This is a genomic window from Marinimicrobium alkaliphilum, from assembly GCF_003259155.1.
Classification (GTDB): domain Bacteria; phylum Pseudomonadota; class Gammaproteobacteria; order Pseudomonadales; family Cellvibrionaceae; genus Marinimicrobium_A; species Marinimicrobium_A alkaliphilum.
The window spans coordinates 1-12,271 of the sequence record NZ_QGMQ01000006.1 but is presented as its reverse complement, the minus strand read 5'-3'; the positions used below and the strand labels follow the sequence as shown (position 1 = coordinate 12,271).

Genomic DNA, 12,271 nt, shown 5'->3' with positions numbered 1-12,271 from the left:
CAGTGTTTGTTTCCACCCTTCGGTGGTGCGGCCGCGATGGTCAGAGGGGATTGGGTACTCGGGTGTGAGACCGTCGCCGACAGGAGGTCGGCGTCGAGCTTACAGGGATGTATTTACAGCGTGTCTCACACCCGAGTACCCAATCACCGCCACCGAGCTATTCCGGGGCGGTGCGAAAACAATGGATCAAAGCTCATCATCCGCGGCCATCTGCATAAACGTCGGATCAAACCGCAAGCGCACATTGCCTTCATTGCCAAACACCCCATTAGGACCTTCGATCCCGATAAAGCGCGCATTGGGGGCACCTTCACCCAGAATGCCGTGTTCGAAGGAGAACTCCGCCACCCGCTCCATGGTGGCTAACAACTCGTCGCTGTTGACCAACGCCAGGGCTTCTTCGGGGGTATAGAACATGCGAGTGCTGGCCAACTGAGCTTCATAGCCGGCCAGATCGGTGCCGGCGTCTTCGGCCATGGCGGTGCGGGCGGCGATGGCCTGTTCGTCGTCACCGCTCATCAGACCCATGATCTCGTACCAGGCGCCCACCAGCGCTTTACCCAGGGCCGGGTTCTGCTTCAGGGTTTCCGTGTTCACGACCAACAGGTCCATGATTTCACCGGGAATCTGGGAGGAATCGAACACCAGGTTAGCGTCCGGCGCGCGCAAGATCTCGTTCAGCAAGGGGTTCCAGGTCACCACCGCGGAGACATCGCGAGTGCCGTAAGCAGCGACCATATCGGCATCGCCGGTATTGACCACGCGCACATCTGATTCGCGCATACCGACGCTTTCCAGGCCACGCGCCAGCAGGTAGTGCGATACGCTCAGCTCCACCAGGTTGACTCGCTGGCCGCGAATGTCTTCGAGGCTGTCTTTACCCTTGAGTACGATACCGTCGTTGCCGTCGGAGAAGTCGCCCACGATCAAGGCGGTGCTGTCCACACCGCCAGCGGCGGGAATGGTCAGCGCATCCATATTGGTCATGGTGCAGCCGTCAAATTGGCCCAGGGTGTATTGGTTGATGGATTCGATGTAGTCGTTGATCTGCACGACTTCGATCTCGATGTCGTACTTGTCGGCCCATTTTTTGACAATTTCCTGTTCGGCACCGTAGCCCCAGGGCATCCAGCCGACATAGATGGACCAGCAAATACGGAAGGAATCGGCCGACGCATGGGCCGAGGCGAGAACCGGTACCAGACCGGCAAAAAGTAGAGTGGCAAGGCGCTTCATGACAAACCTCCAAGGGTTAACGTCGGGATACAGGAGCACTCTGGCTGTTAAGGCCATCGATCTCCCGGGCTTTTGTCCCGCCGTGTAACCTCAGACCCACAGGAGTCGCGGAGGTCGAGAGCTCTCGGACCAGTCACTGCCGTCGGCAGTCGGAACCCTAGCTCTCCATTGCAAATTGTCGGTTGTCCTGACTACCAGAGTGCGGACAATGTGTCGCGGTTATTACCGCAAGATGAATGCCAAAGACGTCGAAACCAGGCCGAGCCCCCGTTATGCGGGGCTCGGCAATGGTGCATGAGCGGCCAGGAATGTCCGCGAACAGGCTCTTTTGTGCGCCATAGTGGTGCGACTCGAGGGTGCTTCGCACTGATTTGGTTCGATGTGCGGGGTATTTTTGTGCAAGTGGCCCAGTATGAAGTGAGTCAGTGCCGCTTTGTCGGATTACGCCTTCGGCTAATCCGACCTGCTTGAGCATTGCCACATTGTAGGGGGGTTGGTGCCGTTTTGTCGGATTACGGCTGGGCCTAATCCGACCTACTTGTGTCTTGGCACGCTGTTTCTCGTAGGTCGGATTAGCCGAAGGCGTAATCCGACACCTGAGGCACCGGACCCGCCCGGAGCGCGTCTAAAGCTCCGCAAATACCGCTTCGGCCGCATCCAGCGTCGCCTGAATATCCGCCTCGGTGTGCGCGAAGGACATAAAGCCGGCTTCGTAGGACGCTGGTGCCAGGTAGACCCCCCGGGTCAGCATACCGTGGTAAAAACGGTTAAAACGCTCGGTATCACAGGCCATCACCTGTTTGAAGTTGGTGACCTTGTCCTCGGCGGTGAAAAAGCACCCGAACATGCTGCCCACGTGGTTGGTGGTCATGGGAATGCCGGCCTTGTCCGCCAGCGTCTGCAAGCCGGTCATCAGTTGCTCGGTACGGGCGTAGAGCTGCGGGTAGACGGCGTCGTCGGCCAACAGGCTCAGGGTTGCCAGGCCTGCGGCCATGGCCACCGGATTGCCAGACAGGGTGCCGGCCTGATAGACCGGGCCGGTGGGGGCAACGGTTTCCATTACCTCCCGGCGGCCGCCAAAGGCGCCGACTGGCATGCCGCCGCCGATGACCTTGCCCAGGGTGACCAGGTCGGCTTTGATGCTGTAGCGGCCTTGTGCACCTTCGGGGTGCACGCGAAAGCCGGTCATGACTTCGTCCAGGATCAACAGGCTGCCGTATTGGTCGCACACCTCGCGCAGGCTTTCGAGAAAACCGGGCACGGGCGGCACGCAGTTCATATTGCCCGCCACGGGTTCCACGATGATGCCGGCGATCTTGTCGCCCATTTCGGCAAATACCCGACGCACCTGCTCCGGGTCGTTGTAGTTCAGGGTCAGGGTGTGTTTGGCCAGCACTTCGGGCACCCCGGGGGAGCTGGGTACGCCCAGGGTCAGCGCGCCGGAGCCGGCTTTGATCAGGAGCGAGTCCGAGTGGCCGTGGTAGCAGCCTTCAAATTTTACGATGGTGTCGCGTCCGGTGTAGGCCCGCGCCAGCCGAATGGCGGTCATGGTGGCTTCGGTGCCCGAGTTGACCAGGCGCACCATGTCCATGTTGGGAACCCGGGCGCACAGCAGGTCGGCAAGCTGGGTTTCCCGTTCAGTTGGCGCACCAAAACTCAGACCCTTGCGCGCGGCCTCGATGACCGCGTCGATCACGACCGGGTGGGCGTGACCCATGACCATGGGGCCCCAGGAGAGCACATAGTCGATATAGCGCTGGTCGTCGGCGTCCCAGAGATAGGCGCCCTCAGCGCGCTCGAAAAATACCGGCGTCCCGCCGACGGCTTTGAAAGCGCGAACTGGGGAGTTGACGCCCCCGGGGATGTGGCGCTGGGCTTGGCTAAACAAGGTTTCAGAACGGCTCATGGAAATTCCTGTTTACGTCGATGAATGTTGGTTGAAAAGGGTGGTAAAGGTGCGCGCACGCGCCTCGATCGCGTCGGCGCCAAACAAGCTGTGGCTCACTGCGAGAGTGTCGGCCCCCGCGGCAATCAATGTGTGAGCGTTGTCGAGGGTGATGCCACCAATCGCCACTAGGGGGGTGTTGGGCAGCGCTGCCCGGGCCTCGCGCAGCAGCGACAGCGGTGCAGGCGACGCCTCGGGCTTGGTGCGCGACGGGAAAAAGCGCCCGAAGGCCACATAGCTGGCGCCGTTGACCACCGCCTGCCGGGCCAGGGGCAGGGAGTCGTGGCAGGTGACCCCGAGAATCGCTGTCGGCCCGAGTAACCGTCGGGCCTCGGCCGGGTCACCATCGCCCTGGCCCAGGTGCACGCCGTGGGCCTCCACGCGCAGCGCCAGCGCCAGGTCGTCGTTGATAATCAAGCGCGCACCGGCCTGTTCGCATAGGTCGAGCAGTTGTTGCGCCTCGCGCGCCCGGCGCTCGTGGTCGCCGGATTTGTCCCGGTATTGCACCCAGCGACAGCCACCTGCCAGGGCCGCTTCCACAGCCTGAAACAGGTGCGCGCCGGGCGTCAGGAGAGTATCGGTAATGGCGTACAGGCGGGCGGGCTCGATGGTGTCGCTCCTCGTGGCGGGCTGGGTGTCATTTAGCCCGCTAGTGTAGCGCGAACCGCGGTCTCGGCAAAGGCGGCGCCTTCAATGAAGGTTGTCGCGCTCGGCCCAATAGAGCCGGTTGGGAACGCACCGCCCGCTGCCCAACCGACGACTGGCGTGCAGGGCGCGCCAGGTGAAGGTTTGCCCCTGTTCGACCGCATCCATGAGGCTCAGCCCGTGGGCCAGATAGGCACTGATCGCCGCCGAAAGCGTCGCGCCGCAGCCGTGACTGAAAGCGTTGATACGATCCCAGCGGTAGTGGCGGATGACCCCTTGGGCATTGTAGAGCGTGTTGTCGAGATGAAATTGATCCCGTCGGGTACCGGTAATCAACAGGTGCTCGCAACCGCTGTGGAGGATTTCCTGAGCGCAGGCATCGAGCGTATCCCCTTGTGGTGCCAGCTCCCTGGCCTCTACCAGGTCGGGGGTGGCGAGCAGGGCCCGCGGTAGCAGCAGGGTTTTGATGACGTCCACCAGCGATGGATTGTCGCTCGGCTGGTTACTGCCCAGATGGGTTACCGGATCGAGGATTAACGGTATGTTCGGGTAATCCTGGAGGATGGTGTACATGGCCTCGGCGTGGGCGGCACTGGCGATAAAGCCGAGCTTGATCACGTCCACCGGCATATCTTCGAGTATGGCGCGCACCTGTTCGACCAGCAGCAGCGCATCCACGGCCTGAATATCCTTCAGCTCTCGGGTATCCCGGGCGCAGAGCGCGGAAATCACCGGCGTGCAGTGGCAGCCGAGGCTGATACAGGCTTCAATGTCTGCCTGGATGCCGCTGCTGCCTGAAGGGTCATGACTGGACAGACTGAGAACGATCGGTGTGGTGGTGGACAGTGACGCCATGATTGTGTCTCTGACAAGGTTAAAAGGGTTTTACGACCGCAAGGATGACAATGCCAAGCAGCATCACCACGGGGACTTCATTAAACCAGCGGAAGAACACGTGGCCGCGCTCACAGCGCTCATCCCGGAATTGGCGCAGGTAATAGCCGCACAGGTAATGATAGACCACCAACAGCACCACGAGTGCCAGCTTGAGCCAGAACCAGCCGGCACTGTGGTAATAGCCCCAGTTGTAGCTCACCAGCCAGAAGCCCAAAACGATAGTGGCGATCATTGAGGGGGTGCCAATCCCGCGATAGAGCTTGCGTTCCATGACTTTGAAGCGCTCGCGGCTGGCTTGGTCCTCGCTCATGGCGTGGTACACAAACAGTCGGGGCAGGTAGAAAATGGCCGCAAACCAGCAGACCACAGCAATCAAGTGAAAGGCCTTAACCCAAAGCATAGAGGCTCCTTGTCGAATAATTTGGCAGCCTGGCTTTCTCTTTGGCGGTCAGGCTTTTATCATAGGCAATTCTCGCGCACCGGGGCCGCAAAGCTCCGGTGGCCATAGCGTAACCGAAACCAGACTGGAAAGCAGGGGGATAGTGTGATCAAGGCAGGCATTGTAGGGGGTACAGGCTATACCGGCGTAGAGCTGTTGCGGCTGCTGGCCAAGCACCCGGACGTCGAGGTTGCCGTGATCACGTCGCGCGCGGAGGCAGGGGTGCCGGTGGCGGACATGTTCCCGAACCTGCGTGGGCATCTGGACCTGGCCTTCAGTGAGCCGGATGTGGACGCATTGGCCGCCTGTGACGTGGTATTTTTTGCGACCCCCCACGGCGTTGCCCAAAACCTGATGCCCGAGCTGATGGCCCGGGATATACGCGTGGTGGACCTGTCGGCGGATTTCCGTATTCGCGATACCGGGCTCTGGGCAGAGTGGTATGGCCAGGCGCACGGCTGCCCGGAACTGGTGTCCGAGGCTGTCTATGGCCTGCCCGAGGTCAACCGGGCACAGATTCGCACCGCCCGGTTGGTGGCCTGCCCAGGCTGCTACCCGACGGCGGCCCAGTTGGGGCTGCTGCCGTTGCTGGAAAATGATCTCGTGGATGCCTCGCGTCTGGTGGTCAATGCCGCCAGTGGCGCCAGCGGCGCCGGGCGTCAGGCCAAAGTGGCCAACCTGGTGACCGAGGTCAGCGACAGCTTTAAAGCCTACGCGGCCCACGGTCATCGCCACTTGCCGGAAATCGAGCAGGGCCTCCGTGACATTCAGCCGGCCGGCGCACAAATGGCGCGCCTGACGTTTGTGCCTCACTTGCTGCCCATGATTCGCGGCATTCATGCAACGCTGTACGCCCAGTTACTGGATGCGAGCAAGGTCCCTGACTTGCAGGCGCTCTATGAGCAACGCTATGCTGACGAGCCGTTTGTCGACGTTCTCCCGGTGGGTGAGCACCCACAAACCCGCACGGTTCGGCATTCGAATATGTGTCGTATTTCCGTGTTCCGGCCCCAGGATCGTGATACCGTTGTGGTGCTGTCCGTTATTGATAACCTCACCAAGGGTGCGTCGGGCCAGGCGGTACAGAATATGAACATCATGTTCGGTCTGGACGAAAAAGCCGGCCTGGATATTGTCGCTCCGCTGCCGTGAGGCAGCGTGGGCCGCTGAGCGCAAATAACGAGTCGAGAGGCAGCAATGTCGGTTGTTAAAGGAAGCAAACCCGAACGCCTGGTGGTGGTCCGGTACCGCCCCTGGCAGCGCATTCTCTGGGGCAGCGTCGCCGCTGTAGTGGTGGTTGCTGCGGTGGTTGGTAGCTACGCTGGCGGGCATTATCAGAGTGCCCGTGAACAGTCCAACGCCGTTGCCGAACGCGATCGTCTGCGGGTCGAGAATCGCCGCTTGCAGGAAACCGTGAACGAGCTGCGTCAGGTCGAGGCCAATCTGACCCTGGGATCCAAGGTGGACAATCGGGCCACTGAGGAGCTGCGCCATCAAGCGATGGATCTCAAAGCCCAGATTGCTTCGCTCGAAGAAGATATTACGTTCTACCGTGGCCTGATGGAGCCTTCGGAGAATCGTGGAGGCCTGACAATTGGTTCTCTCAACGTTCTGTCGACCAATAACGCTCGAGAGTATGGCTACAAACTGGTAGTGCAGCAGTTGGCGACCAATCATCAGGTGCTGAATGGTGCATTGAATTTTACTGTCATTGGGCGTCAGAACGGCGAGCTTTTGGAGCTGCCGCTGTACGAACTGTCCGGCGATGTCGAAAGCGAAGATATCCGGCTGCGTTTTCGGTACTTCCAGAATATCGAGGGGCGCCTGACGCTCCCTGAGGGTTTTGAGCCGGAGCGCATCGAATTGGTTGCCCGATCTACCGGGCAGGGTGCCACCACGGTCGAAAAGAAATTCGGCTGGTTGGCTGAAGAAAATTAACTGCAGATTAGGCTTATGTGGGGCAAACGAAACGATATGGCTTTTTCCAACAATCACACCCTGATTTCCCGTGGTACCAAGATCGTTGGTGACCTGCATTTCAGCGGTGATTTGCAAATTGAGGGGCACGTCAGCGGCAATATCATTGCGGAAAATGGCAATGACGCGAAGTTGGTGGTGGCCGAGAAAGGTGTGGTCGAGGGCGAAATTCGCGCCCCGATGGTGGTCATCAATGGCCGTGTGGTGGGCAATGTCTATTCTGCCAAGCACATAGAGTTGGCGGCCAAGGCGGTGGTCGAGGGTAACGTTGAGTACCAGTTGATCGAGATGGTCAAGGGCTCCCAGGTCAATGGTAGCCTGGTCTTTGGTGGCGCCAAGGGCGAGCGCAAAGTGGAGCTCAAAGCGGCAGAGACCCCTGAGAAGGCCGCTCAGAGCAATAGTTGACTGTTTTACTCAGGTAAAGCCATAATAAGGGGCCCACGGCACTTGCCGTTGGGCCTTTTTTAGCGTTTCCAGCTGTCCGGAGAAATTGATGTCCGCTCCCGAAGTTTACACCCCCGATCCTCTGCAGGTGTCTCAGGCGGCGCTGGCCAAGGTTAAGAGCCTGGTCGAGGAGGAGGGTAACCCTGATCTGATGTTGCGGGTCTATGTGACCGGCGGCGGTTGCTCAGGGTTTCAGTACGGTTTCACCTTTGATGAAGCGCTGGCGGAGGACGACACGATTGTCGACCGCGATGGCGTTAAGGTGGTACTCGATGCGATGAGTTATCCCTATCTTGCGGGATCGCAAGTGGATTACCAGGAGGGCTTGCAAGGGGCCCGCTTTGTGGTCAATAACCCCAATGCGACGACCACGTGTGGTTGTGGCTCGTCCTTCTCTGTTTGATACCTGCCGTCCCGCTCAGGCGGGATAGATCCCCCCCAGTACCTGAGCGCTGTGAGCGCCGGTCACCTCCGGTAAGTTGCCGGCTAACCCTTTAAGCGTCTGGCGAGCAAGCCAGGCGAAAGCCATTGCCTCGACCCAGTCGGGCGCTATGCCCAGCGCTTCGGTGGAGGCAACGGGTACCTGTTCGCCCAAAAGGGCCTCTAGTGTATTCATCAGTTGGCTGTTATGGGCGCCGCCGCCGCAGACGTACGCCCGCGCCGGCCCCTGGTCGGCCAGGCCGGTGACGGCACTGGCGATAGCGTGGGCCGTCAGCAGCAGCAGTGATGCCTGCACATCTTCCGGTGCCGGCATGGGATCCATCTGTTCCAGTTGGGTGTCGAGCCATTGCAGGTTGAAGATTTCTCGGCCGGTACTTTTTGGGGGAGGCTGCACAAAGTAAGGATGCGCGAGCAGATATTCAAGCAGCATACTGTTGGGCTTGCCCTGGGCTGCCCAGAGCCCGTCGCGGTCGTACCGTTCGCGCCGATGCTGACCGATCCAGTCGTCCATCAGGGCATTCCCGGGCCCGGTATCGAAGCCCAGGGTCGGCCCCTCGCTTGGCAGCCAGGAAATATTGGCAATGCCCCCGATATTGATCAATGCCCGGTTTTCGTGGGCGCAGCCAAACACTGCCCGGTGGAAGGCGGGCACTAACGGCGCGCCCTGACCACCGGCGGCGATGTCCTTACGCCGAAAGTCGGCAACCGTGGTGATGCCCGTGCGCTGGGCGATAATGTTTGGGTCGCCGGCCTGCAAACTGAAGGCTCGGGCATCAGGGCTTGGTGGACGGTGGCGCAGGGTCTGGCCGTGACTGCCGATGGCGGTAACAGCGCTTGCCTCAATACCGGTGTTTACCAGCAGTGCCAGGCAGGCGTCGGCAAAGGTCTCGCCCAGTACACCGTCGAGGTGGCCAAAGCGGTCCAGTTCGCCGGTGCCCGGCTGGCAAAGCGCCCGGATGTCCGCGCGCAGATCAGAGGGGATGGGGGTGGAGTGGGTGGCAATGAGCTGTGGGCTTTGCGCCCCTTCAAAACTTACCAGCGCCGTGTCGATAGCATCGGCGCTGGTGCCCGACATCAGGCCTATATAAAGTTCTTGTGTCACAGGCTAGTTGACGTTGAGCTCGTCATCGGACATGGCGAGTTCGGTTGCCAAGTGATGTTGCGCCAGCCGTGCCAGGATCGGGCCGGTTTCGCGCTCAAAGCGATCCATCTCTCCGCTGCCGATGGAGCTGGCTTGGGGCAGATCGACGGTGACCGGGTTGCGGTGCACGCCATTGACCAAAAACTCGTAGTGCAGGTGAGGGCCTGTGGCCATGCCTGTGGAGCCCACATAGCCAATGGTTTGCCCCTGACGTACCCGCACACCGTTGCGGATGCCGCGGTGCAGGTTATTCATATGGGCGTATAGGGTCTGGTAGGTCTGCCCGTGCTGGATGACAACGGTCGTCCCATAGCCACCTTTGCGGCCCGCGTGAACGACGCGGCCGTCGCCCGCAGCGCGGATGGGCGTGCCCGTGGGAGCCGCGTAATCCGTGCCCCGGTGAGCGCGGATGGTGTGCAATATGGGGTGGCGCCGGTTGGGATTGAAATGCGAGCTGATGCGTGCGAATTCTACCGGCGTACGCAGGAACTCCCGCCGCATACTGTTGCCATCGGGCGTATAGTAATGAGTGCTGCCATTTTCGTGAGTGTAGCGCACGGCGCGGAAGGTCCGCCCCCGGTTGGTAAACTCTGCGGCTAAAATTCCGCCGGTACCGATGCGCTCACCATCCAGGTACAGTTCTTCGTAGAGCAGGTTGAAACTGTCGCCTCGGCGAATATCCAGGGCGAAGTCGACATCCCAGCCAAAAATATTGGCCAGTTCCATAATCAGGTTGTGTGCCAGACCGGCGCGCTGCCCGGCGAGGAAGAGGGAACTGTTGATCGTAGCTTGACGGTAGGCCAAGTGCACATCCGGCTGGCGCTCCACTTCCTGGGCGACAAAGCTGCCGTCTTCGCGCAAAAACTCCAGGCTGCTGGTGCGGCTGCGGGTGTAACGCAGGCCTTCGAGGCGATCGTCTTCAATCTGAAAAGCAATGCTGTGACCGGGCATGATGCGACGCAGGGCGCGCGCTTCCGGGCTCTGGTTAAGCAGTTCGTACAGATCGCGCTCGCTCAAGCCGGCGCGCCTGAACAGCAGCGCGAGGCTGTCACCACTTTTTACTTCGTACTCATTCCAGGGCCGCTCGGCAGCTGCTGGAGGCTCTTCCTCGATAATCAAGGCGAGTTCAAGTGCCGTCTCGGGCTCCTCGGCGCTTTCAGCCTCAAGGCTCAAGGCTGACGAGAGGGGGGCGTCGCGATCCAAAGGTAGGGTCAGAGTCTCCTGCAGGTCGCGCGTCGCGGAGGCATCCTTCGATGGAAACAGCATAAACAGCAGGCACAGGCTGGCCACGAGTGACCCGGCGGCAACCGCATGTGAGCGGGGAAAACGACGCAACGCAGCGATGTCGAGCGTTTTGGTTGACTTTTCAGAGGGTTCCATAAGCTAGTTAAACCCGTAGGTGAACAGTGACATTATCTGCCAGTTATAACAGAAAACCGCCTTAATGACACCCCGTTGTTAGCCGGAAATGCGGACTGCGTCTGGCTTTGGCCTTGTTTTTCGATATAAATCGGGTATCTTGTTCCGCCCGCGTGCCGCCACTAAAGGGTGCGCGCTCATTCACTCAGTAACAGGATGCTAAGCAGATGACGGCAGTAGACCCCTCCTTACTTGACGATTTACAGGCCCGAGGCCTGGTCGCACAGACCTCCGGCGGCGATGCCCTTGGAGAGTATCTGGCAGGGGGTGGCCGGACACTGTATAGCGGCTTCGACCCGACCGCCGACAGTCTGCATATTGGGCACCTGGTACCCCTGTTGGCGCTCAAGCGCTTCCAGATGGCCGGCCATAAGCCCATTGCCTTGGTGGGCGGTGCCACGGGTATGGTGGGGGATCCCAGTTTCAAGGCGCAGGAGCGCAAGCTCAACACCCCGGACGTCGTTGCCGGGTGGGCAGAGCGCCTGAAAGGCCAGGTCAGCCGTTTTATCGATTTTGACTGTGGTGACAACTCGGCCGAAGTGGTGAACAACCTCGACTGGGTCGGCCAGATGAGCGTGCTCGACTTTCTGCGCGACGTAGGGAAGCATTTCTCCGTTAACAATATGATCAACAAGGAGTCGGTCAGACAGCGCATTGAGCGTGAGGGCGAGGGGATTTCGTTTACCGAGTTTACCTACATGCTGCTGCAGTCTTACGACTTTGCGGAGCTGTACAATCGTTATGGCTGCAGCCTACAGATAGGCGGCAGCGACCAGTGGGGCAATATCACCGGGGGGATCGACCTCACCCGGCGCCTGCACAGTGGCCAGGTTTACGGTTTGACCATGCCGCTGGTGACCAAGGCGGATGGCACCAAATTCGGAAAAACCGAGACCGGCACGGTGTGGCTGGATCCGGCCAAGACGTCGCCCTATGCTTTCTACCAGTTCTGGTTGAATACCGCGGACGCGGACGTGTACAAGTTTCTGCGCTACTTTACCTTTTTGCCGTTGGCGCAGATCGCGACTATAGAGGCTGAGGATCAGGCCCGCGCGGGGCGTCCGGAGGCTCAGCGGGTGCTGGCCGAAGAGATGACGCGCCTGGTGCACGGTGAGCAGGGCTTGCTGGGCGCCCAGCGAATCACCGAAGCGCTGTTTAGCGGCGAAACGGCAGGGTTGAGCGAGGCTGACCTGGAGCAGCTCAAGCTGGATGGCCTGCCGGCGACCTGCCTTGAGCGCGCCAGCTTGGGTGGAGACCCGCTGACCCAGGTGTTGGTGGATGCCGGGATGGCGGCATCGGGCAAGCAGGTAAAGGATGCGCTTGGACGCAGCGCGGTCTGGCTGAATGGTGTGGCGCTTTCGATGGATGACAATATGGCCGTCCAGGCGTGCTTCGCGCCCGAGCGCGCCGCCTACGACCGCTTCTTTATCTGTAAGCTGGGTAAGAAGAAGTACCACTTGTTCGAAGTTGTATAAGGCGTCACGAAATAGTTGCGAAAAAGGCTTGCAAGGCCGAACCCGGTGCGTATAATGCGCGCCTCCTCCACGGAACGGCAGGGCGGTCAGAGCGGTTGTTCTGGCGGTAAAAACTTCTGCACATTAAGGGGTTTACAAACGGACTTTAGGGCGTATAATGCGCGCCTCGCTCAACGGAAGAGAGGGGTTCAGTGGGAGGCTTAGGCCGCTGT

General features: G+C 60.2%; 12 protein-coding genes and 1 riboswitch. Of the genes, 5 read left to right on the top strand and 7 right to left on the bottom strand.

Features of this window, described 5'->3' with window-relative positions; genetic code table 11:
* Nucleotides 1-186 precede the first annotated feature (186 nt).
* From DKW72_RS10755 to hemJ, 5 genes are all read right to left on the bottom strand, one after another.
* Nucleotides 187-1,236 carry a putative urea ABC transporter substrate-binding protein gene (locus DKW72_RS10755; RefSeq protein WP_111642376.1) on the bottom strand — a complete coding sequence of 350 codons (1,050 nt, stop codon included), beginning with the start codon at nt 1,234-1,236 and terminating at the stop codon, nt 187-189.
* A gap of 59 nt (nt 1,237-1,295) precedes the next feature.
* A riboswitch (guanidine-I (ykkC/yxkD leader) is annotated at nt 1,296-1,408 on the bottom strand.
* A 453-nt stretch (nt 1,409-1,861) separates the two neighbouring features.
* Nucleotides 1,862-3,142: a glutamate-1-semialdehyde 2,1-aminomutase gene (gene hemL, locus DKW72_RS10750; RefSeq protein ID WP_111642375.1), complete on the bottom strand. Its 1,281-nt coding sequence runs from the start codon at nt 3,140-3,142 to the stop codon at nt 1,862-1,864.
* A gap of 12 nt (nt 3,143-3,154) precedes the next feature.
* A complete protein-coding gene (gene thiE, locus DKW72_RS10745; protein ID WP_269777898.1) occupies nt 3,155-3,766 on the bottom strand; it encodes a thiamine phosphate synthase in 612 nt (203 codons plus the stop codon).
* A 105-nt stretch (nt 3,767-3,871) separates the two neighbouring features.
* Nucleotides 3,872-4,681, bottom strand: coding sequence for a bifunctional hydroxymethylpyrimidine kinase/phosphomethylpyrimidine kinase (gene thiD / locus DKW72_RS10740; protein ID WP_111642373.1), 810 nt, complete (start codon nt 4,679-4,681; stop codon nt 3,872-3,874).
* A 19-nt stretch (nt 4,682-4,700) separates the two neighbouring features.
* The gene (hemJ, locus tag DKW72_RS10735; RefSeq protein WP_111642372.1) at nt 4,701-5,123 is read right to left on the bottom strand and encodes a protoporphyrinogen oxidase HemJ; all 423 of its coding nucleotides are present in this window, start codon (nt 5,121-5,123) and stop codon (nt 4,701-4,703) included.
* Between the two features lie 144 nt (nt 5,124-5,267).
* On the opposite strand from hemJ, the gene argC reads away from it, so the two are divergent.
* The 4 genes from argC (at nt 5,268) to erpA (ending at nt 7,986) form a co-directional block, all read left to right on the top strand.
* Nucleotides 5,268-6,314, top strand: a complete 1,047-nt coding sequence (gene argC, locus DKW72_RS10730; protein WP_111642371.1) for an N-acetyl-gamma-glutamyl-phosphate reductase — start codon at nt 5,268-5,270, stop codon at nt 6,312-6,314.
* A gap of 45 nt (nt 6,315-6,359) precedes the next feature.
* Nucleotides 6,360-7,100 carry a DUF6776 family protein gene (locus DKW72_RS10725; RefSeq protein ID WP_111642370.1) on the top strand — a complete coding sequence of 247 codons (741 nt, stop codon included), beginning with the start codon at nt 6,360-6,362 and terminating at the stop codon, nt 7,098-7,100.
* Between the two features lie 36 nt (nt 7,101-7,136).
* Nucleotides 7,137-7,544, top strand: coding sequence for a bactofilin family protein (locus tag DKW72_RS10720; RefSeq protein WP_111642614.1), 408 nt, complete (start codon nt 7,137-7,139; stop codon nt 7,542-7,544).
* Nucleotides 7,545-7,632: 88 nt separating this feature from the next.
* A complete protein-coding gene (gene erpA / locus DKW72_RS10715; protein WP_111642369.1) occupies nt 7,633-7,986 on the top strand; it encodes an iron-sulfur cluster insertion protein ErpA in 354 nt (117 codons plus the stop codon).
* Between the two features lie 15 nt (nt 7,987-8,001).
* Here erpA and DKW72_RS10710 read toward each other — a convergent pair whose 3' ends face one another.
* Together DKW72_RS10710 and DKW72_RS10705 are read right to left on the bottom strand one after the other, a co-directional pair.
* Nucleotides 8,002-9,126 (bottom strand): anhydro-N-acetylmuramic acid kinase, encoded by a 1,125-nt coding sequence (locus DKW72_RS10710; RefSeq protein WP_111642368.1) that lies wholly within the window; start codon nt 9,124-9,126, stop codon nt 8,002-8,004.
* Between the two features lie 3 nt (nt 9,127-9,129).
* Nucleotides 9,130-10,545, bottom strand: coding sequence for an OapA family protein (locus DKW72_RS10705; protein WP_111642367.1), 1,416 nt, complete (start codon nt 10,543-10,545; stop codon nt 9,130-9,132).
* 206 nt (nt 10,546-10,751) lie between these two features.
* Between DKW72_RS10705 and tyrS the strand changes: the two genes are divergently transcribed.
* Nucleotides 10,752-12,059, top strand: coding sequence for a tyrosine--tRNA ligase (tyrS, locus tag DKW72_RS10700; protein ID WP_111642366.1), 1,308 nt, complete (start codon nt 10,752-10,754; stop codon nt 12,057-12,059).
* The last annotated feature ends 212 nt before the right edge of the window (nt 12,060-12,271 follow it).

Bases quoted from the DNA above. Each gene is read 5' to 3' on its own strand.
- DKW72_RS10755 (WP_111642376.1), bottom strand. From the start codon at position 1,236: ATGAAGCGCCTTGCCACTCTACTTTTTGCCGGTCTGGTACCGGTTCTC.
- hemL (WP_111642375.1), bottom strand. From the start codon at position 3,142: ATGAGCCGTTCTGAAACCTTGTTTAGCCAAGCCCAGCGCCACATCCCC.
- thiD (WP_111642373.1), bottom strand. From the start codon at position 4,681: ATGGCGTCACTGTCCACCACCACACCGATCGTTCTCAGTCTGTCCAGT.
- hemJ (WP_111642372.1), bottom strand. From the start codon at position 5,123: ATGCTTTGGGTTAAGGCCTTTCACTTGATTGCTGTGGTCTGCTGGTTT.
- DKW72_RS10725 (WP_111642370.1), top strand. From the start codon at position 6,360: ATGTCGGTTGTTAAAGGAAGCAAACCCGAACGCCTGGTGGTGGTCCGG.
- DKW72_RS10720 (WP_111642614.1), top strand. From the start codon at position 7,137: ATGGCTTTTTCCAACAATCACACCCTGATTTCCCGTGGTACCAAGATC.
- erpA (WP_111642369.1), top strand. From the start codon at position 7,633: ATGTCCGCTCCCGAAGTTTACACCCCCGATCCTCTGCAGGTGTCTCAG.
- DKW72_RS10705 (WP_111642367.1), bottom strand. From the start codon at position 10,545: ATGGAACCCTCTGAAAAGTCAACCAAAACGCTCGACATCGCTGCGTTG.
- tyrS (WP_111642366.1), top strand. From the start codon at position 10,752: ATGACGGCAGTAGACCCCTCCTTACTTGACGATTTACAGGCCCGAGGC.